This window comes from Burkholderia lata (assembly GCF_902499335.1).
Lineage (GTDB): Bacteria > Pseudomonadota > Gammaproteobacteria > Burkholderiales > Burkholderiaceae > Burkholderia > Burkholderia lata_B.
Genome location: NZ_CABVQK010000003.1, coordinates 526,895 through 545,152, shown reverse-complemented (window position 1 = coordinate 545,152; position 18,258 = coordinate 526,895). Strand labels below are relative to the sequence as shown.

Annotated in this window: 18 protein-coding genes; 12 read left to right on the top strand and 6 right to left on the bottom strand. The window is 63.7% G+C overall.

The annotated features are described in order from the left end of the window. Window positions 1-100: 100 nt before the first annotated feature. The 6 genes from BCO18175_RS10245 (at window position 101) to BCO18175_RS10220 (ending at window position 6,071) form a co-directional block, all read left to right on the top strand. Window positions 101-1,015: a LysR family transcriptional regulator gene (locus BCO18175_RS10245; RefSeq protein WP_174980486.1), complete on the top strand. Its 915-nt coding sequence runs from the start codon at window positions 101-103 to the stop codon at window positions 1,013-1,015. A 517-nt stretch (window positions 1,016-1,532) separates the two neighbouring features. Beyond that, window positions 1,533-2,258 carry a pirin family protein gene (locus BCO18175_RS10240; protein ID WP_174980485.1) on the top strand — a complete coding sequence of 242 codons (726 nt, stop codon included), beginning with the start codon at window positions 1,533-1,535 and terminating at the stop codon, window positions 2,256-2,258. A gap of 62 nt (window positions 2,259-2,320) precedes the next feature. After that, a complete protein-coding gene (locus tag BCO18175_RS10235; RefSeq protein WP_174980484.1) occupies window positions 2,321-2,734 on the top strand; it encodes a DoxX family protein in 414 nt (137 codons plus the stop codon). Window positions 2,735-2,766: 32 nt separating this feature from the next. Continuing rightward, window positions 2,767-4,305: a GMC family oxidoreductase gene (locus BCO18175_RS10230; RefSeq protein WP_174980483.1), complete on the top strand. Its 1,539-nt coding sequence runs from the start codon at window positions 2,767-2,769 to the stop codon at window positions 4,303-4,305. 504 nt (window positions 4,306-4,809) lie between these two features. After that, the gene (locus BCO18175_RS10225; protein WP_254608020.1) at window positions 4,810-5,214 is read left to right on the top strand and encodes a hypothetical protein; all 405 of its coding nucleotides are present in this window, start codon (window positions 4,810-4,812) and stop codon (window positions 5,212-5,214) included. A 239-nt stretch (window positions 5,215-5,453) separates the two neighbouring features. Further along, window positions 5,454-6,071 carry a M17 family peptidase N-terminal domain-containing protein gene (locus BCO18175_RS10220; protein ID WP_174980482.1) on the top strand — a complete coding sequence of 206 codons (618 nt, stop codon included), beginning with the start codon at window positions 5,454-5,456 and terminating at the stop codon, window positions 6,069-6,071. A 298-nt stretch (window positions 6,072-6,369) separates the two neighbouring features. Here the strand turns inward: BCO18175_RS10220 and BCO18175_RS10215 are convergent, their stop codons facing one another. The 4 genes from BCO18175_RS10215 to BCO18175_RS10200 form a co-directional block, all read right to left on the bottom strand. Next, a complete protein-coding gene (locus tag BCO18175_RS10215) occupies window positions 6,370-7,668 on the bottom strand; it encodes an MFS transporter (RefSeq protein WP_174980481.1) in 1,299 nt (432 codons plus the stop codon). Window positions 7,669-7,704: 36 nt separating this feature from the next. Beyond that, a complete protein-coding gene (locus BCO18175_RS10210; RefSeq protein ID WP_174980480.1) occupies window positions 7,705-8,217 on the bottom strand; it encodes a gluconokinase in 513 nt (170 codons plus the stop codon). 520 nt (window positions 8,218-8,737) lie between these two features. Further along, entirely contained in the window at window positions 8,738-9,595 is an 858-nt protein-coding gene (locus tag BCO18175_RS10205; protein WP_174980479.1) for a PhzF family phenazine biosynthesis protein, read from the bottom strand. 87 nt (window positions 9,596-9,682) lie between these two features. Next, on the bottom strand, window positions 9,683-10,501 hold the full coding sequence (locus BCO18175_RS10200; protein ID WP_174957458.1) for a TrmB family transcriptional regulator: 819 nt from the start codon (window positions 10,499-10,501) through the stop codon (window positions 9,683-9,685). A gap of 133 nt (window positions 10,502-10,634) precedes the next feature. Here BCO18175_RS10200 and BCO18175_RS10195 point away from each other — a divergent pair, with 133 nt between their 5' ends. The 4 genes from BCO18175_RS10195 to BCO18175_RS10180 all read left to right on the top strand — a co-directional run bounded on the left by BCO18175_RS10195 (window position 10,635) and on the right by BCO18175_RS10180 (window position 14,618). Further along, window positions 10,635-11,000: a RidA family protein gene (locus tag BCO18175_RS10195; protein WP_174980577.1), complete on the top strand. Its 366-nt coding sequence runs from the start codon at window positions 10,635-10,637 to the stop codon at window positions 10,998-11,000. Beyond that, entirely contained in the window at window positions 10,997-12,202 is a 1,206-nt protein-coding gene (locus BCO18175_RS10190; RefSeq protein WP_174980478.1) for an MFS transporter, read from the top strand. The genes BCO18175_RS10195 and BCO18175_RS10190 overlap by 4 nt, the downstream gene beginning before the upstream one ends. A 286-nt stretch (window positions 12,203-12,488) precedes the next feature. Beyond that, a complete protein-coding gene (locus BCO18175_RS10185) occupies window positions 12,489-13,178 on the top strand; it encodes an NUDIX hydrolase (RefSeq protein WP_174980477.1) in 690 nt (229 codons plus the stop codon). 36 nt (window positions 13,179-13,214) lie between these two features. Beyond that, window positions 13,215-14,618: an MFS transporter gene (locus BCO18175_RS10180; protein ID WP_174980476.1), complete on the top strand. Its 1,404-nt coding sequence runs from the start codon at window positions 13,215-13,217 to the stop codon at window positions 14,616-14,618. A 46-nt stretch (window positions 14,619-14,664) separates the two neighbouring features. Here BCO18175_RS10180 and BCO18175_RS10175 read toward each other — a convergent pair whose 3' ends face one another. Next, entirely contained in the window at window positions 14,665-15,636 is a 972-nt protein-coding gene (locus BCO18175_RS10175) for an AraC family transcriptional regulator (protein ID WP_174980475.1), read from the bottom strand. Window positions 15,637-15,730: 94 nt separating this feature from the next. Here BCO18175_RS10175 and BCO18175_RS10170 point away from each other — a divergent pair, with 94 nt between their 5' ends. After that, on the top strand, window positions 15,731-16,561 hold the full coding sequence (locus tag BCO18175_RS10170) for an oxidoreductase (RefSeq protein WP_174980474.1): 831 nt from the start codon (window positions 15,731-15,733) through the stop codon (window positions 16,559-16,561). A 72-nt stretch (window positions 16,562-16,633) separates the two neighbouring features. Here BCO18175_RS10170 and BCO18175_RS10165 read toward each other — a convergent pair whose 3' ends face one another. Then, complete coding sequence (locus tag BCO18175_RS10165; protein ID WP_174980473.1) at window positions 16,634-17,191, bottom strand: GNAT family N-acetyltransferase; 558 nt, start codon at window positions 17,189-17,191, stop codon at window positions 16,634-16,636. A 141-nt stretch (window positions 17,192-17,332) separates the two neighbouring features. Between BCO18175_RS10165 and BCO18175_RS10160 the strand changes: the two genes are divergently transcribed. Beyond that, the gene (locus tag BCO18175_RS10160; protein WP_174980472.1) at window positions 17,333-18,169 is read left to right on the top strand and encodes an alpha/beta fold hydrolase; all 837 of its coding nucleotides are present in this window, start codon (window positions 17,333-17,335) and stop codon (window positions 18,167-18,169) included. The last annotated feature ends 89 nt before the right edge of the window (window positions 18,170-18,258 follow it).

The following is an 18,258-nucleotide window of genomic DNA, read 5'->3' as shown; positions in this document are numbered from 1 at the left end:
GCTTGAATGTCGGTCGGTTTGGCCGGTCACTGTGCCTGTTCGAATCGCGATCGGGAATCGACAAATCTGATAACCTCCCTCTCAAATTCGAAAGGCCGATATGGATCTGAATGCTGTCGAGATGTTCGTGATCGTCGTGCAGGCTGGCAGCCTGTCGGCGGCGGCCGTACGTACGGGTATCCCGCTGCCGACACTGAGTCGCCGGATCAGGGCCCTCGAAAGCGAACTGGCCGTGCAATTGCTCGAGCGTTCAGTGCGTGGCACGCGCTTGACGGATGCCGGCGTGCGGCTTTACGAACACGCCAGTCGCGGCATCGAAGCGCTGGCCGAGGCGCGGGAGTCGGTGGTGGGCGCGCAGCACGAACTGAAAGGGTTCCTGCGTTTGTCGTTGCCGCCGACGTTCGAAGTCTGGTGGGATCTGCTCGGCGAGTTTCAGGCGCGTTATCCGGGTATTCGCCTGTTCGTTCATACCACCGAGCGCCGTGTCGACCTGATTCTCGACGGTATCGATGTGGCATTGCGTGTCGGGGCGATCGAGCAGGAGTCGATGGTGGCGCGCAAGATCGCGATCTATCGGCATCGGCTCGTCGCGAGCCCCGCGTTGCTGGAGCGTTACGGCCGGCCGGAGACGCCGGACGACCTGCATCGTTTGCCGTGTGCGACCTGGGGGCGCGGCGCGTATGCACCGCCTGTCTGGCCCCTCGGCGGCACGAAATTTCATCCGCGCCCGGTGCTGTCGACGAACGATTACTCGCATCTGCGCAACCGCGCGCTCGTCGGACATGTCGTGACCGAACTCCCGCCGTTTCTTGTCACGGACGAGCTGCGTAAAGGCCGGCTGGTCTCGATTCTGGACGACTATCCGTTTCCTGACGTCGAACTGAACCTGCTGTTTCCGTCACACCGACATCCGTCATCGATCGTCAGGGCGTATCTCGACTTTTGCCAGGCGTATTGGGACGCGAAGTTGAGCGATGTCGCGAACGTGACAGGGCTTCCGGATTCGCACGCTTGATCCGGTGATCCCGGGCAGCGTTCCCGGACCATTCTCGCTGCCTGCTTCGTGGCGATCCGATCGCGATTCGGTACGACCCGGCTGACCGCGGCGTCGATCCTGAACGGGATGCGCAACGTGGAATAGGATCGATTCCAGTTCTTCCGTTTCGTGCAAAAGCCAATGCGTGCCCGATGATCAGCGTGGGATCCGGCTGCTCGAGTGCAATGCATGTCGGGCTTTGTCGATCGATCCGATCAGGAAAGCAATCCATTGCCTGTCTGCCTGAAAGGGCGGCACACGCGACAAGCCATCGAAGTTGATGGCGACGTCCGCGATTTCCCGACCCGGCCCAGGCCATCGGGCGCGCGGGCTCATTCCTCATGCGCGCGGTCGGCGGCTTCTCAAGCAAATCCCGATTCCAGCTCTATACCGTCTTCTTGAATTTGAGAGGACGGTTATCAGATTTGTCGGTTCCGCAGCATGAACGGAACGGGCATAGTGCTCGAGCCATTTCGTCCACGCAAGGAGGAACACGATGCTCGAGATCAGGCATGCAGATGAACGCGGACGAGCAGAACACGGCTGGCTCAGCACGCGTCACACGTTTTCGTTCGCGAACTATTACGATCCGAAGCAAAGCGGCTTTTCCGATCTGCTGGTGATCAACGACGACCGGATCATGCCGGCGCAAGGATTCGGCAAGCACCCGCACCGCGACATGGAGATCTTCACGTACGTGCTGGCGGGTTCGCTGGAACACAAGGACACGATGGGCACCGGATCGGTGATCGTGCCCGGTGACATCCAGGTGATGAGCGCCGGCACGGGTGTCGCCCATAGCGAATACAACCCTTCTGAGCGCGACCCCGTGCACCTGCTGCAGGTGTGGATCGCAACGGCCACGACGGGCACGCCGCCACGCTATCAGCAACGTCACTTCGGCGACGAGCAGAAGCGTGGGGTGCTGCGCCTGGTGTTGTCACCCGACGGCGCGAACGAATCGCTGACGCTGCAACAGGATGCTCGCGTTTATGCCGGACTGTTCGACGGCGACGAAAGCGCCGAGCTCGATCTTGCCGCAAATCGCTATGCGTATGTGCATGTGGCGCGCGGCACGATTGCCGTGAACGGCGTCGAACTTGGCGAAGGTGACGGCGCACGGGTTCGCGGCGAACGAACACTGAGCTTCACGCGAGGTCACGGTGCTGAAGTACTGGTGTTCGATTTGCGCGGCATCGAAGCGCCAGCGTTGTGGTCTTGACCGGCGCTGCGAGGGCGCATCGAGCGCCAGGTGGCGCAACACTTACTTCATCGAGAAAAATCGTGGGTGACACGTTATTTGAAAACCGCAAGGACGAGTTGATTCTCGTCGCTCGCATTCTGTTGATGGTGCTCTTCGTGATGTTCGGCTGGTCGAAGCTGACCGGGTTTTCCGGAACCGTTGCATTCATGGCATCGAGTGGCGTACCCGCCCCCGAGTTGTCGACGATCGTCGCCGTGGTGATGGAGTTCGTCGTAGGCATCGCGCTGGTGGTCGGGGTCCGTACACGCCTGCTGGCCTTGTTGCTCGCGCTCTACACATTGGGTACGGCGATTGTCGGTCATCACTACTGGAACATGACCGGTGCTGTTCAATACGACAACATGATCCACTTCTACAAGAACATCAGCATCATTGGCGGGCTGATGCTGCTATGCGTGACGGGTGCGGGAAAGTATTCCGTCGACGGGCGTTGAGCCGTTGGTCTTATTAGTCAGGAGTGTTACAGATGAGTGACGAAAAACAATTCGACTTCATCGTTGCCGGCGGTGGGGCCGCGGGCTGCGTCATGGCCGCACGGCTCAGTGAAGATCCGTCGATCTCGGTTCTGCTGCTCGAAGCCGGCTCGGTGTTTCACCCGGAGGAAGCGCCCGCCGCTGTCAGCCAGGCGTTCACGGTTGGCGGGAACGCGGAGATCCTCTGGGACGACAGCGCATCGCACATCGACGGGCAACCGGTCGAGATCCGCGCGCGCGTCCTCGGCGGCGGGTCGTCGATCAATGCAGGCGTCTTCGTGCGTGCCCTGCCCACGGATCTCCAGCACTGGGTCGATCGAGGTCTCGAGAACTGGTCCTACGACGATGTCCTGCCTTATTTCCGGAAGATCGAATCCGACGACCATGGCGACGCGTCGCTCCACGGCCGCGATGGCCCGGTTCCGGTGCGGAGGTGGGATGCGAAGGAACTGAGCCCGTCGCACGCGGCATTCATCGAAGCCGCGAAAGCGCAGGGCTTTCCGGAAGTGGACGACTTCAACGGAAAGGTGCACTTCGGCGTCGGCCGCTATCCGATGAACATCACCCGGGAAGGAATCCGGTTCGGTGCGGCGCTCGCGTATCTGACCGACGAGGTGTGGAAGCGTCCGAATCTCACCGTTCGTGGCGGCGTCCTGATCGATGTCGTCACGTTCTCGGGGCAAGTCGCGACGGGGGTAAGGCTTGCCGACGGGGAGGAGATCGCGGCCCGGAACGTTGTTCTGACGGCCGGGACGATCGGTTCGGCCGCCGTGCTGTTGCGATCCGGAATCGGCCCGGCAGGCGAGCTGCGCGCGCTCGGCATCGACACGGTTGCCGATTTGCCGATCGGGCAAAACTACATGCAACAGCCGGCCAGCGGCGTGGTTTTCTCGACGACGTCGGAGAAAATGGGCGCTACCGTGCCGCCGATCTCCGCGCTCCTGTTTGCCCGAAGCGGAGGGCGAACCGAAGGTGCGCCCGATCTGCACATCATTCCGAGTCACATCACGATGCTGGAGGCGATGTCGTCGGACGCCGGCATGGTGTTCTCCATGAGTCTCGCGGTGGCTACGCCGGAGGACGATTCCCGGGGACGGCTCACGCTGGTCTCGCGCGACCCCAAGGCGCCTCCGCGGATCGAGACGGGCATTCTGGGGAACAGCAAGGACCTGGAGAAACTCGCGGATGCGGTGGAAACGGCGCGGCGCATCGCGTCGACGGAGCCCTTCTCGCGGTACCTGGATACCGAGATTTCGCCCGGGCCCGACGTGAAGACCCGTGACGACATCAGGGCATTTCTCCGCCAACACGTTCAGACGTACTTGCACATGACGTCGACCGCTCCGATGGGGAATGAAGACGATCCACGAGCGGTGGTCGATGATAGCGGACGGGTGCGCGGCGTTAGCGGCCTGTACGTCGGCGATGCCTCCATCATCCCGCGCGTACCGTCTGTCGCGACCAATCCGACCGTTCTGACGGTCGCGGAGATCGTGGCGGACCGTATCAAGTCGGCGTACCCGGTGCGCTGACGGCCATCGACCTGGTTCCGTCGTCGCAAGACACGGAACCAAGCGCATGGTGCGAGTGCCCGACGTCGAAATGTTACGCCGGGTCGTGGACGCGAGCGACGAGTGGGGTGGGGCGCCTGATGTTGGCGGCGATGCCCCGCGTTTCGCGCTGACGCAGGACGCTTCGTGAAAAGGCGTTGCGTAGTGATACCGTCATCTTTGCGATTCCGCTCCGCATCCGCGACGCGAGCGGTGTGCGATCCCAATCGTCTGAAAAGTTCATCTTCCGACAACGGAATCAGCGTTGTCATCCACACCCACCATTCCGTCAGGCCCCGTCAAAAATCGGCGGACGTGCGTCGAGTGTGACCTGCTGCCGAACCAGAATGAATCGCGATCCAATGGCAATCCGAATGTCATTGCCGAGACAATCTCGTATGATGGCGTCGAAACGTGACTGGCGGCCTGCGAAACACGGTGTACGTGCTGCCACCGAATGGACGAAGTCTGACCAGGTGAACCGATATGAATACTGGAACACATTCCCATCGAGCAGAACACTGCGCCCGCATCCGGACCGCGCTTCTCAATTTGCACCGGACACTGGTCGAACTTGAGCGTCGCGAGTATGAGAAGACCCATGGGCATCAATCGGCCGGCGATTTTCTGCAAGTGATGGCCTTCGACAATTCGATGAAGTGGCTGGAGCCGCTCAGCCGACTGATCGTCATGCTGGACGAAGCGCTGGATCAAGAGGGCGAACTGGAGCTGACGCCGACGGTAGTCGTGGCAAGAACGCGGGAATTGCTCAAGCTGGACCGTGCGTCCACGGACGCATTTGCGACGCGCTATCTGTATCACTTCGACAACTCCGCCGATCTCGCGGTCGACCACACTGCGTTGTTGCAGCTCATCGGCAGTGTTGCGTAGGCCATGTTCGAAGCGAGTGGTCGACGTTCCTGGCGCAGCCTCTACGCGTCACGCTGACAGGACGTGTAGCCGCTGAGACTTCGCATGAACTTGCCGCCATCGAGAGTGATCTCGATCGGCATGATCCGTTGATCTGGATTGCACACGCATGTCTGGTCCGTTGCACGCAGGTGGCTTTCTCATCGATCGTCAGGATCGAAGATGGGCCCACCGCGTCCTGACCTCACGGGAGAGACGATATGGTTCTTCGGCAAATCATCGGCAGTTGGCGTGATGTGTCCTTCGAGGTTGCGGCATGGGATGGTGTCGGCGCGCAGGTCGATCTTTCCTGCGGTTGCATGTTCACCCGCGAGGCGGCAGGTGAGGGGCCGACGGGCGGACTACGCCATCTCGACCTCGTGCTTTCGGGGGCGCTCACCGGGTTGCGGCGCGAAGGTCACTTTCCGGCAGCGCCGATGGAAACACTGTTGATCAGCCGTCCGCCTGCGGGCATCGAAGCAGCTCGCGTGCTGCTGGTCGGGCTCGGTGATCCCGCAAGCTGGACAATTGAAGTCACCGCGGAGGCTGCCGCCACGGCTGCCCGAACGGCGATGCAGCAGGGTTTGCAGAGTGTAGCCTTCGCGCCGAGCATACTCGACGGCGGGTTGACGACTGCGGCCACCGACGGTATGCCGCAAGCCATGGTGACGGCCGTGCTGGCCGCGATAGACGCACAGTACCGGATTGCCGAGCTCGGGCTCGCCGCGCTACCGTCACTGCGCCATTGGGTCTTCGATGTCGGAGCATCACGCTTCGACGGCGCCGTGGAGCATTTCGGAAACGCACTTGCGACGGCACGGTTTCAACGCCCGAAGTGATGGAAGAGTCGACTCGGCTTGCGTGTCGTGCGGCATCCGCAGCCGGCTCGTCGCATCGTCCATGTAAAGCAAGCCGGCGCTTGCTCCTCGAATCGCCGATGATCGCCGCTGTCGATCTGAACGGATCCTACGGTTGCCAAGGTAACACCCATGCACACGCGGACAGCGAGATGCGCCTGATGTGTTCGGAAATGGAACCCGGCTATCCGCGAGGTATGAACTGTCGTCTGGATGGCCTCGGCCGACGTAGAAGTGGGGCGGCGATACATCACGATCGATGGAACTCGCCGCAGGCCAATCAATAAGCGTCCGTGGTGGCTGGAACCGCTCCGATCGAGTTCGCGTGCCGTGTCGGCGTAGTTCGCACGGAGAGCGTGATGATCACGGCAAGCAACAGGGAGGCTGCCATGAACATATATGACGCGGTCGGACTGCCGGTTACGCCGTCGAGGTAGCCAACGATCCACGAGCCGAAGAACGCGCCCAGCGCGCCGCTGGAATTGACGATCCCGATTGCTCCACCGAACACGTTGCTCGGGAGCAACTCGGACACCAGCGCGAAGAACGGACCGTATGGCGCATACATCGTCGCGCCAGCCACCACCAAAAGCCAGAACGAGACCCAGAAGTGCGCAGTGCCTATCAAACACGACGCGATGAAAGCAAGTGCGCCAATGGTGAGAAGCGGCCACACGAACAGCTTTCGATTATCCATCTTGTCGCAGAGCCACGACGTACCGACCATGAGTACGACCGCACCGGCATACGGAACGGCCGCGAGCCAACCAACCGATACGATGTCGATTTTGGAAGCCATTTTGAGGATCGACGGCAGCCACATGATGAAGCCATATACGCCGATGCTCCACAGCGCGTGGATCGCGCAACACTTCAGAACGATTGCGGAACGAAATGCGGCCTTGTAGTTTCGTACCGGAGGAATATGCGCCTGTTCAGCCTCAAGGCGCGCAGCGAGTTGATTCCTTTCGACAGAGGTCATCCAGCCGGCATCTGCTGGGCGCTCCTTGACGATCAGCCACCACACGATAGCCCATGCCAGCGCAGGCAATCCCTCGATCACGAACATCTCGCGCCACCCGAAGCCTTGCACCAGGTAGCCCGATACCACCGACATCCACAGTACGGTCACCGGATTGCCCAGAACCAGAAAGGTGTTGGCTCGCGAGCGCTCGCTGCGCGTAAACCACCGGCTGATATAGAGCAGCATGGAAGGCATCACCGCTGCTTCGACCACGCCGAGCATGAAGCGTAACGCCATCAACGTCGGGATGTTGCTCACCATGCCCGTGGCCATCGCACACAGCCCCCAGAGGATCAGGCTGAAAAATATCAGCTTCTTGACGCTGTTGTGCTGCGCATAAATTGCACCGGGTACCTGAAACAAGCAATAGCCCAGAAAGAATAGCGAACCGATCAATGACGATGTTCCGTGGGTGATGCCCAGATCCTTGTCGATTCCAGCAGCTGCCGCGAAGCCGTAGTTTGCGCGATCCAGATAGGCGAGGCTGTAGGTGATGAAGATGACGGGCATCAGATACCACCATCTTTGATTGGCCAAGGGTTTTTCGCCTTCCATTACGTCTCCTGTTTTGTGTTGGCTGGCTAGCGTGGTTCAAATCGCCGTGTTTTGAGGCAGGCCGCCGATATTCCGCAGCACGTGATCGACGATCTGATCCGGCGTGAGCTCGATGCCGATCGTGATTGCTTCATGCGGCGCCGGTTCTTCGAGCGTGTCGAGCTGGTTTTCCAGCAGCGACGGATCGAAGAAATGACCGCGACGATCATTCAGACGTGCGCGCAATACCTCGAGCGAGCCTTTGAGGTATATGAACCGGACGTCGTGGTTGCCGCAGCTCAGCGCGTTGCGATACGAACGCTTTAACGACGAGCACGTGAATACGGCCGTGCTGCCGGTGCGCTGCTTGTCTTCAATGGCGGTGCGGATCGACTGTAGCCATGGCCAGCGGTCTTCATCGATCAGTGGCGTGCCGTGGCGCATCTTTGCCTTGTTGGCGGCGCTGTGAAATGCATCGCCGTCCGTGTAGCTGCATGACAGGCGCTTCGCAAGCATTTCGCCGATATGCGACTTTCCGGCGCCGGATACACCCATTACGATCAAGATCATTGATTACGTCTCCGCCGTTGACATCTCGACGCGAAAAATTCTGCCTGGACGAGATATTTCTTTTACCGGCTGGTAGTTCACCGCACTGTCACGATCGGCGCAAATGGTGTTTTTTGATGTGGTGATCACGATACGTGATAACGCCGGCAAGGCTGCGGCTAGCCTTGCCGTGATGAACGAGCGGTGACGGTGCAGATCCTGCGCGATCTTCGTACCGTGGGCCGTACAGGTGCCCGCGAAGCAGCCTTTTCCGTCACAAGCTGATGCAAGGCGTCGACTTTCGGCACATCAATGCCGCTAAAAAATCGCGCTTACGACAATGCCGGTTGCATCATTTTCCCGGAGGAATCGGGTGAATTTTTCTTGTTGCTGTCAGTTGATTTCGTGATTCCTGGAGACAGTAACGTGCTGCGTAGGGCGGCGGTCGTGAGGACGCGCTGTGCTCGCCAGGTAGATTGCAACGGGTTTCTTGCGCGCATTGCGCCGTTGAAGATCGCTGCGATATTTCCGTTCAGCGCGCCTACACGTTGACGACGCCGCGCCCGAGTTCGATCACGCGCCCGCCGACTCCGATTTCTCCGCTCGCATTGACCGACAACCGCAGCAGGCAGGGCCGGCCGACGGCTTCACCCTGCTCGACCTGAAACGCGGCAGGCAACTCGCGGTTCATCGCAAGCAGCCACCCGCCCAGGTTCGCGCACGCAGACCCCGTGCCCGGGTCTTCCGAAACGCTGCCTTGCTTCACGAAGAAGTAGCGCGACATCACCGTCCCCGGACGCTCGGCATCGAACGCGAACACGTAGGCGGTCTTGCGGCCGAGGCTGCTGGTCGGCCAGATGTCGAGGCATGCGCTGTCGGGCTGCGCGCGGTGCACGGCGGCGGGGTCCTTGAGTGCGACCAGCAACTGGTCGGCGCCGGTGTCGACCCAGATCGGCGGCGCGAGCAGATCGTCTTCCGTCAGTCCCAGCACAGCCGCCATCCGGGCATCGGGCAACTCGCATGCTGCCGTCTTCGGCATGCCGGAATGCGGCGCGATGAACGTCCACACGTCGTCGTGCGCGTTCACGTCGACCACGCCGGCCTTGAATTCGAGCGCGAGATCGTCGCCCGCACCCAGCAGGTCGCGCACGACATGCGCGGTGCCGAGCGTCGGATGGCCCGCAAAGGCCATCTCGTAGCCGGGTGTGAAGATGCGCACCCGCGCATGCGCGCGCTCCGACGGCAGCACGAAGGTCGTTTCGGACAGGTTGAACTGCACGGCAAGTGCCCGCATGGTCGCGTCGTCCATGCCGCGCGCATCTTCGAATACGCAAAGCGAGTTGCCGCCGAACGTGGATTCGGCGAAGACATTCAGCAGGCGGAAGGCATAAGCGGTCATTTGACGCTCGCGTGAGTGGGGTGGTTACCGTACCTGGGTGAGGCGCGCGTTGCGCGATGCGCCGGCAGCCGCGCGGAGTCGCATGGGTCAGCTCGGCTTGTCGAGCGGCGCAAGCATCGCCTGCATGTCGGGATGCTTCAGGATTTTCCTGTACTCCGCCGGACTCATTGCGTCGATCAACACGCGCCCGCTCACGTCCGCCTTGATGTACTCGACCGCGAGCAGCGCGATGACCGGATTGGTCGTCAAGGTGGCGTGATCGGGTGAATGATCGCCGAATTCCGCCACCACTGCCTCGGTGTTGTCCGCCACCGCGACGGCGAGCCGGCGACCGGACAGCCTGAGCCTCGCACTGGCGCCGCATTTGGCCATGTCGTAGTGGCGCGGCCCGTTGAGCGTGCGATTGCCGTAGATCGCCACGTGCGTGTCGACGCCCCGTGCCGCGGCAGCCTCGAGCAGCGGCCCGAGATCGTCGATCTCTTCGTCCCAGACACCCGCGAAGATCTGCGTTTTCGCATTGACGATGACGCGCGCGAACGCGCTGGCGATCGCTTCCCGTCCGCTCAACGACCAGACGAGCCCCGGCTCCTGTTGAACCGGCAGCCGGTCGAGCGCGCCCGCGGCCAGTTCGAGATCCGCATTGAAGCGCGTGCGCAAGTCCTCGAGCAACGACCGGTGGGGCACGGCCGCATAGCGGACAGGTTCCGACCGGTTGACGAGCACCGCACCGCGCGTTTCCAGGCGGCCGAGAGTTTCGTAGATCTTCGATGGCGGCATGCCGGCGCGCCGGCCGACTTCCGCACCCGTCAGTGCGGCCTGCCCGACGAGGGCTGCGTAGGCCTGCGCTTCGTACTGGGTGAATCCAAGCCGGATCAACGACGTGATCAGCTCCGTGTTCTCGCTCATGTGTATCGGCTCCTGCTCCCACGACGACCTGCATGGGGCTTCTTGATTAACTACCGGAGTAGTATACAATCGCTCGAACTTACTACCCAAGTAGTAAGCGATGTTCGTCAACCTGACTGGAGGGATCTTCAAGATGCGTAAACGGATCAGCACCGGCTCCCCGTGGGAGCCCAAGGTCGGCTACTCGCGCGCCGTGGTCGTCGACAACACCATCTACATTTCGGGGACGGCCGGCAAAGGCGCGGACTTGTACGCGCAGACACGCGATGCGCTGGCGACGATCGACCGCGTGCTGGCGGACAGCGGGTTCTCGTTGTCGGACGTTGTCCAGAGCCGCCTGGTGGTCGCGGACTTCGACAACTGGGAAGCCGCGGCCCGCGCGCATGGGGAGATCTACGGCGACATCCGGCCGGCGTTTTCGCTGGTGCATGCGCTTCCGTTCGTCGATCCGGAGATCCTGGTCGAAGTCGAGGCGATCGCGGTCAGGACCGCGGCATGACCGTCGGCGGCAACCGCGTGCCGCTGTCCCGCACCGCGACGGTGGTGCTTGCACTGGCGGCCGGCGTCGCGATCGCCAACGGCTACGCGTTGCAGCCGTCGCTGTCGGCCATCGCGAGCGAGTTCGGCGTGGCTGCGTCGCGCATGGCGGCCCTCGCGTCCGTGACGATGCTCGGTTACCTGGTCGGCCTTGCATGGCTGGTGCCGCTGGTCGACCGCTTCAGTCCGCGCGTGCTCGTTGCGACGCAGATGGGTGTGCTCGCGTTGTTGCTGGCGTGCGCGTCGTGGTCGCCCGGGCCGCTCGCGCTCGATGCCGGCTTCTTTCTGGTGGGCGCGGCAACCACGGTGGCCGCGCAATGCAGTGCGGTTGCCGGAAAACACGCGGATCCGCAACGGCGCGGCGTGGCGATGGGGGCCGTGTCGGCGGGCATTTCCGCGGGGATCCTGCTGAGCCGTTTCGTGGGCGGCGTGCTGTCGCAATGGTGCGGATGGCGCGGCGCATTGCTCGCGCTGGCCGGATGCGTTGCGCTGGCCGCCATCGGCGGGGCGATGCTGTTGCCCGGCGGCCGGCCGGAAGGGCTGCCGGGCCGTGCGAACGCGATCGGTGCCATTCCGCGGTTGCTGCGCGACAGCGCCCAGTTGAGGCGCCGCACCTGCGCCGGCATGCTCTGGTTCTTCGCGTTCAACCTGGTCTGGGTAGGGCTCGCACTCCGCCTGGCCGGGCCGCCGTATGGCCTCGGTGCCGCGGCGATCGGGGCGTACAGTCTCGCGGGCGTGCTGGGTCTCGGCGTGACGCGCGTGGCCGGAAAACTCGCCGATCGATTCGGCGATCGCGCGGTCATCCGGGGCGGGCTCTTCGTGTCGGCCGTGTCGGCGTTGTTGCTTGCCGTTGCGCTCGGTCGTCCCGGATGGCTGGGCGTGGGGCTGGCCATGTTCGATGCCGGTTGCTTTGCCGCGCAGGTCGCGAACCAGGCGCGTGTCGTCGCGATTCAGCCGGCCCGGGCCGGGGCGTTGAGCGCAGCGTACCTGACGCTTTACTACGCGGCCGGTGCCGGCGGTGCGGTGGCGGCGGGGCTGCTCAACGCGCGGGTCGGGTGGGGCGCGATGATGATCGTGACGGCTGCGGCAGTCGCGGCGGCCGGGTTGATCGGTACCGCATCGGCGAGCGCCGATGCGCGGAGCGAGCCGACCTCCGCCGCTTGAGCGCAGGCGCGACGCGCGTGCGCGCGCGGTCGATCCGAAATTCATTTTTCGTGCATGATCGGGTTTCTCCGTTGATCGACGGCGATCGGGCTCCGGCATTCAACTATCCGCAACGCCGGCGGATATTTTTACGCTGAAGCAGACAGTCACGCCGCCGTGCGTGACATTTGCGATCGCATGCGAACACGGGCTCATCGGATTGACCACAACGACGCCGTGCCCATGCAACACGTGTCGGGTTCAGTGTCGCTCAACGCGTGCCGGTTGCCGCACGCAGGAGGAAGACATGGAACCAGACAGAAGCGTCCTGAATACCGGCGGCGGGTTGGCCGCCGCGCACGCGGAAACCGGCTCGCCGCAGGCTCTCCTGAACGCGATCGTCCGTGGCGTGGAAGGCCACGGTATTCCGGCCGGCACCGATTGGCCGACAGCGAAGCAAACCCTCGCGGACAACGACGGGCAGTGGAAATTCTCGGCGGTGCTGGTCGCGATCGTCGCGCGGCGCGAGCCGACGATCCTGCTGACCAAGCGCGCGTCGGATCTCAGCGAATACTCGTCGCATGTGAGTTTCCCGGGCGGACGCCCGGCGGAGTCCGATCGCGATATCGGCGCGACCGCGTTGCGCGAGGCGTTCGAGGAAATCCGCCTCGCGCCTGATGCGGTCCGCGTGGCCGGCAGCTTGCCGATCCATAAAACCAGAAAGCGCAATCACGCGATCTTTCCCGTGATCGGCATCGTGCCGGAAACGGCGGAATGGGAGGCGGCGCCCGCGGAAGTCGCGGAGATCTTCGAGTTTCCATTCGCCGCATTGCTGAATCCGGATCTGCCGCGGCAATACACGGAAGGCGAACGCGCGGGCGCGTGGTACTGGGCGGAGCAGACGCAGGACATCTGGGGCGTGACGGCGCTCATCCTGAAGTCGCTCGCCGGTCTGGTACGCGATGCCGCGCGCGGCGAGCACGCGCGTCATGACTAGTTCATGCACCGGGCCTTGATCCGGCAAGGATGACTCATGGAGATTGCAGAAACGTACGGCGACGAAGGATTCGACATCCCTCGCCGCTATTTTGCAGCGGTCGCGATTCTGGTCGGCGCATTCATGTCCGCGCTGGACAGCGCGATCGTCAATATCGCGCTGCCGACGATCTCGACCGACCTGCACGTGAGCGCGGCGTCGGTCATCTGGGTCGCGAACGGGTACCAGGTGGCGAGCGCGGCGACGATGCTGACGTGCGCGTCGCTCGGGTCGAGAATCGGCGAGCGGCGCTTTTACACGATCGGGCTGGTGTTGTTCACGATCGCGTCCCTCGGCTGCGGACTGGCGTCCACCTTCGGCGGGTTGGTGGCCATGCGGATCCTGCAGGGCATCAGCTATGCGATCCTGATCAGCGTCGGCTACGGCCTCTACCGGGTGATTTTCCCGCCCGCTTCGCTGGGGACGATCTTCGGCGTCAATGCGCTGGTATTTGCGGTAGGGACCGCCGTCGGCCCCGCATTGGGCGGCCTGATCGTCTCCTGGGCATCGTGGCCCTGGCTGTTCTTCATCAACCTCCCGTTCGGGATCGCCGCCATCGCGTTTTCGTTCGTCGCGCTGGGGAAAGACACGCATCGGGAGCGCGGTTTCGACGTCCCGGGCGCGGTGACTTCCGCCGCGGCATTCGGCCTCTTCGCGCTCGCCGTCGACCAGATCGGGCGGTGGAGCAATCGTACCGTGCTCGTGCTTGCCGTCGCGGCGGTGGCGTTGATGCTGGCCTTCTGCATCGGGCAGACCCGGGCACGGCATCCGCTGCTGCCGCTGGATATTTTCAGGTCGCGCCGGTACACGTTCGCGGTGCTGACGTCCGTGACGATGTTCGTGTCGCAGGGCATCGCATTGGTGGCGTTGCCGTTCGTGCTGCAGCACACCTATGCGTACAGCGTGTTGAAATCGGCGCTGGTCTTTACGCCCTGGCCGATCGCGGTCGCGCTGTGCGCGCCGTTTGCCGGGCGGCTGGCGAATCGCTTCAATGCGACACAGCTGTCGAGTGTCGGTGTGCTGATGTTCTGTCTCGGGATCGGGTCGCTGACCCTGTTGCCCGCGCAACCAGTGGTCGGGGATTTCCTGTGGCGCGTCGCGCTGTGCGGCGTGGGGTACGGCTTCTTCCTGCCGCCGAACAACAAGGAGATGTTTGCGAACGCGGCGAAGAACCGGACGGCCACCGCGTCCGGCGTGCTGTCGACCGCGAGAACGACCGGCCAGTCGATCGGCGCCGCGCTGGTCGCCGTGGTGATCGCACTGGTTGGCGGCGCGGGCGGAGGAGGGGGCGGAGGAGGGGGCGAGCGGCAATTTCCCGTGTACGTGTTCGCATTGGCCTGCGCGATCGCCGCGCTGTCGTTCTTCGCGAGCATCGCGCGCGTCTACCGGCAGCGCGCCTAGGTGCGGCTGACGGAAACCGACATGCGGGCCCGTCGCGGTGCCCGCATCAATGCGACGACACGAACACCGCATCCTCGAAGGCTTCCGGAATCGCGAAGCTTTCTCGCATGCGCTGCGTTTCCTTCGCCGGCGTCAGGCCGAACAGGCGCTTGAATTCGCGGCTGAACTGCGACGGGCTCGCATAGCCGACCGCGTAGCCGGCCGCTTCCGCCGTCAGGTCCTCGCGCACCATCAGCAACCGCGCCTGATGCAGCCGTGTCGACTTCAGGTACTGCATCGGCGATACCTGCGTGATCGCCTTGAAGTGGCTGTGAAAGCTCGGCACGCTCATGCCGGCTTCGTCGGCCAGTTGCGGCACGTCGAGCGGCTGTGCGTAATCGGCGTGGATCACGCGCAGTGACCGGCCGATCCGGCCGAACTGTCCGCGCATCGCCAGCGCGCTGCGCATCGCGCTGCCCTGCGCGCCGGTGAGCACGCGGAAATACAGCTCGCGCAGCAGCGCCGGGCCGAGCACAGCGGCGTCGAGCGGCCGATGCATCGCCTCGACGAAACGCAGCACCGACGCGTGCATCGTTTCATCCATCGGCGTCGACATCATGCTCCTGGGCGCCTGCACGGGCTCCGCCGTGCCTGCGCGGTCGATCTGCGCCGCGAGTTCGGCGGCCATCGTGAAATCGAGGTGCAGATACAGCGCGAGCAGCGGGCGCTCGGGCGTGGCGTCGGTTTCCATGCTGAACGGCACGGGCACGGACACCGCCAGGTAGTGGTGCTCGTCGTACAGATAGCGCTCGCCGCCGAAGTAGCCGCGCTTGCAGCCCTGGCACACGATCACGATGCCCGGGTCGTACAGCACCGGCGTGCGCGACAGCGCGCGGTTCGACCGCAGGATGCGCACGCTGGGCAACGCCGTCAGGTTGTAGCCTTCGTCGGGCGCCAGCGTGCGCAGCAGCGTCACCAGGCGCTTTCGGTCGCGCGGCGGCAGCGACGGGGATCGGGCGAGGGCGGGATCGGTGCTCATAGTTTTGTGCAAGAAAATCAGCGGAATCGAGCTTATTCGACGGGGTTCGTCAGACTAGTATGCACGCTCCAATCGACATTCGGGAGAAGCTCAAATGGCATCCGGCAAGCTCATGCTTATTACTGGCGTCAGCAGCGGCTTCGGCCGCGCGCTCGCGCATGAGGCACTCGCGGCGGGTTACACGGTGGTTGGCACCGTGCGAAGCGCGCAGGCGGCGCAGGATTTCGAAGCGCTGTCCGCGCAGGCGTTCGCGCGGGTGCTCGACGTGACCGACTTCGATCGCATCGACGGCGTCGTGGCGGAAATCGAGGCGAACGTCGGGCCCGTCGACGTGCTGGTGAACAACGCCGGCTACGGGCACGAAGGGATCATGGAAGAAGCGCCGCTCGCGGAGATGCGCCGGCAGTTCGACGTGAACGTATTCGGCGCGGTCGCGATGACGAAGGCGGTCGTACCGTTCATGCGTGAACGGCGGCGCGGCCGCATCCTCAACATCACGTCGATGGGCGGCCACATCACGATGCCGGGCATCGCCTACTACTGCGGCAGCAAGTTCGCGCTCGAAGGTATTTCCGAAACCGCCGGCAAGGAGCTGGCGCCGTTCGGCATCGCCGTGACGGCTGTGGCGCCGGGTTCGTTCCGCACCGACTGGGCCGGCCGCTCGATGCTGCGCACTCCTCGCTCGATCGCGGATTACGACGCGAGCTTCGATCCGATCCGCCAGGCGCGCGAAGAGAAGAGCGGCAAGCAGCTGGGCGATCCCGCGAAGGCCGCGCGGGCGATGCTCGCGGCGATCGCGGCGGACCATCCGCCCGCGCACCTGCTGCTCGGCAGCGATGCGCTGCGGCTCGTGCGCGGCAAACTGGCGGCGCTGGACGAGGAAATCCGGGCGTGGGAGGCCGTGACGGTGTCGACGGACGGCTGACGCGCGGCGCGGCGGGAACGGGCACGCGAACGCGGCGTTGGGCCGCCACTGTGCGGGATTCGGCGCGTATGCTCAGCCGCCGACGCGCTTCGCGTTGCCGTGATCGGCGATGGCCGCGTCTCGCGATATCAGGTAGGTGACCGACGGGTACTTGGGCGTTTCGCCACGCTGCATGACCGTGCCGCCCAGCGATTCCGCGATGCGGCGGCTGGGTTCGTTGGCTTCGGCAACCGGATAGGTGAAGCGTCGAATGCCGAGCGTCTCGCATGCCCATTCGACGACGAGACCGACCGCTTCACGGCCGATGCCTTCGCGGTGGCGATCCTCGCGAATCCAGACACCGAGTTCCGCACCGGCAATCGTGACGTGATGAAGGCCGGCCAGGCCCAGGAACATTCCGCCGTCGCGTTGGCGGACCGTGAGGACGAAGTCGCTCCCGTCCGCGATCGAAGGCAGCCACGCGCGCCAGATGCGATCGAAGCTGTCGCGGTCGGGAGGCGGCTCCCAGGCCATGAAACGCGTCAGGGTCGGTGTGATGCACGGAAACGTCGCATCGGCGTCGCCGGCAGAAAACGGCTTGATCGATAGTCGGTCCGATTCGATGTAAATCGGGTCAGCGCGCAGCGCCATCGTTCGCACCTCGAGGGTTCATCCACGTTGACGAAATTGTCGACGATCATTCGCATTGCGGCATCATCGTTTAACAAACCTGTCCGATAATGGCTTTCGGCCACTGCGCCGAGTTCATCCACCTTACAGGAGTCCATCGCGATGCCATACGTCACAACGAAGGATCACGTCGAGATTTTCTACAAGGACTGGGGCCCGAAGGACGCGCAGCCCATCGTTTTCCATCATGGCTGGCCGTTGTCTGCGGACGACTGGGACGCGCAGATGCTCTTCTTCGTCCAGAAGGGCTATCGCGTGGTGGCGCACGATCGTCGCGGCCACGGCCGGTCGGCGCAGGTGTCGGACGGCCATGACATGGATCATTACGCCGCAGACGCATTCGCCGTCGTCGAAGCGCTCGACCTGCGCAATGCGGTGCACATCGGCCACTCGACCGGCGGCGGCGAAGTGGCGCGCTACGTCGCGAAGCACGGCGAGCCGGCCGGCCGCGTCGCGAAGGCGGTGCTGGTCAGCGCGGTACCGCCGCTGATGGTGAAAACCGCATCGAACCCCGAAGGCTTGCCGCTCGAGGTGTTCGACGGCTTCCGCAAAGCGCTCGCCGACAATCGCGCGCAGTTCTTCCTCGACGTGCCGAGCGGCCCGTTCTACGGGTTCAACCGTGAAGGTGCAACCGTGCATCAGGGCGTGATCCGCAACTGGTGGCGGCAGGGTATGGAAGGGAGCGCCAAGGCGCATTACGAAGGCATCAAGGCTTTTTCGGAAACGGACCAGACCGAAGACCTGAAGTCGATCTCCGTCCCGACGCTCGTGCTGCATGGCGAGGACGACCAGATCGTGCCGATCGCGGATGCCGCGCTGAAGTCGATCAAGCTGCTGAAGAACGGCACGCTTAAAACGTACCCGGGCTACTCGCACGGGATGCTGACGGTCAACGCGGACGTCCTCAACGCCGACCTGCTGGCTTTCGTGCAGGCGTAATGTTGTCGGCGCAGGCCCGACTCGGCGGGCCTGCGCTGTCGTTGCGGGCCGGCGGCGCGAGGTTGCGCCGGTCGCGCCGTCGGCAACGC

Excerpts from the sequence above, each read along its gene's own strand:
- BCO18175_RS10245 (WP_174980486.1), top strand. The coding sequence starts at position 101 with ATGGATCTGAATGCTGTCGAGATGTTCGTGATCGTCGTGCAGGCTGGC.
- BCO18175_RS10240 (WP_174980485.1), top strand. The coding sequence starts at position 1,533 with ATGCTCGAGATCAGGCATGCAGATGAACGCGGACGAGCAGAACACGGC.
- BCO18175_RS10230 (WP_174980483.1), top strand. The coding sequence starts at position 2,767 with ATGAGTGACGAAAAACAATTCGACTTCATCGTTGCCGGCGGTGGGGCC.
- BCO18175_RS10225 (WP_254608020.1), top strand. The coding sequence starts at position 4,810 with ATGAATACTGGAACACATTCCCATCGAGCAGAACACTGCGCCCGCATC.
- BCO18175_RS10220 (WP_174980482.1), top strand. The coding sequence starts at position 5,454 with ATGGTTCTTCGGCAAATCATCGGCAGTTGGCGTGATGTGTCCTTCGAG.
- BCO18175_RS10215 (WP_174980481.1), bottom strand. The coding sequence starts at position 7,668 with ATGGAAGGCGAAAAACCCTTGGCCAATCAAAGATGGTGGTATCTGATG.
- BCO18175_RS10210 (WP_174980480.1), bottom strand. The coding sequence starts at position 8,217 with ATGATCTTGATCGTAATGGGTGTATCCGGCGCCGGAAAGTCGCATATC.
- BCO18175_RS10205 (WP_174980479.1), bottom strand. The coding sequence starts at position 9,595 with ATGACCGCTTATGCCTTCCGCCTGCTGAATGTCTTCGCCGAATCCACG.
- BCO18175_RS10200 (WP_174957458.1), bottom strand. The coding sequence starts at position 10,501 with ATGAGCGAGAACACGGAGCTGATCACGTCGTTGATCCGGCTTGGATTC.
- BCO18175_RS10195 (WP_174980577.1), top strand. The coding sequence starts at position 10,635 with ATGCGTAAACGGATCAGCACCGGCTCCCCGTGGGAGCCCAAGGTCGGC.
- BCO18175_RS10190 (WP_174980478.1), top strand. The coding sequence starts at position 10,997 with ATGACCGTCGGCGGCAACCGCGTGCCGCTGTCCCGCACCGCGACGGTG.
- BCO18175_RS10185 (WP_174980477.1), top strand. The coding sequence starts at position 12,489 with ATGGAACCAGACAGAAGCGTCCTGAATACCGGCGGCGGGTTGGCCGCC.
- BCO18175_RS10180 (WP_174980476.1), top strand. The coding sequence starts at position 13,215 with ATGGAGATTGCAGAAACGTACGGCGACGAAGGATTCGACATCCCTCGC.
- BCO18175_RS10175 (WP_174980475.1), bottom strand. The coding sequence starts at position 15,636 with ATGAGCACCGATCCCGCCCTCGCCCGATCCCCGTCGCTGCCGCCGCGC.
- BCO18175_RS10170 (WP_174980474.1), top strand. The coding sequence starts at position 15,731 with ATGGCATCCGGCAAGCTCATGCTTATTACTGGCGTCAGCAGCGGCTTC.
- BCO18175_RS10165 (WP_174980473.1), bottom strand. The coding sequence starts at position 17,191 with ATGGCGCTGCGCGCTGACCCGATTTACATCGAATCGGACCGACTATCG.
- BCO18175_RS10160 (WP_174980472.1), top strand. The coding sequence starts at position 17,333 with ATGCCATACGTCACAACGAAGGATCACGTCGAGATTTTCTACAAGGAC.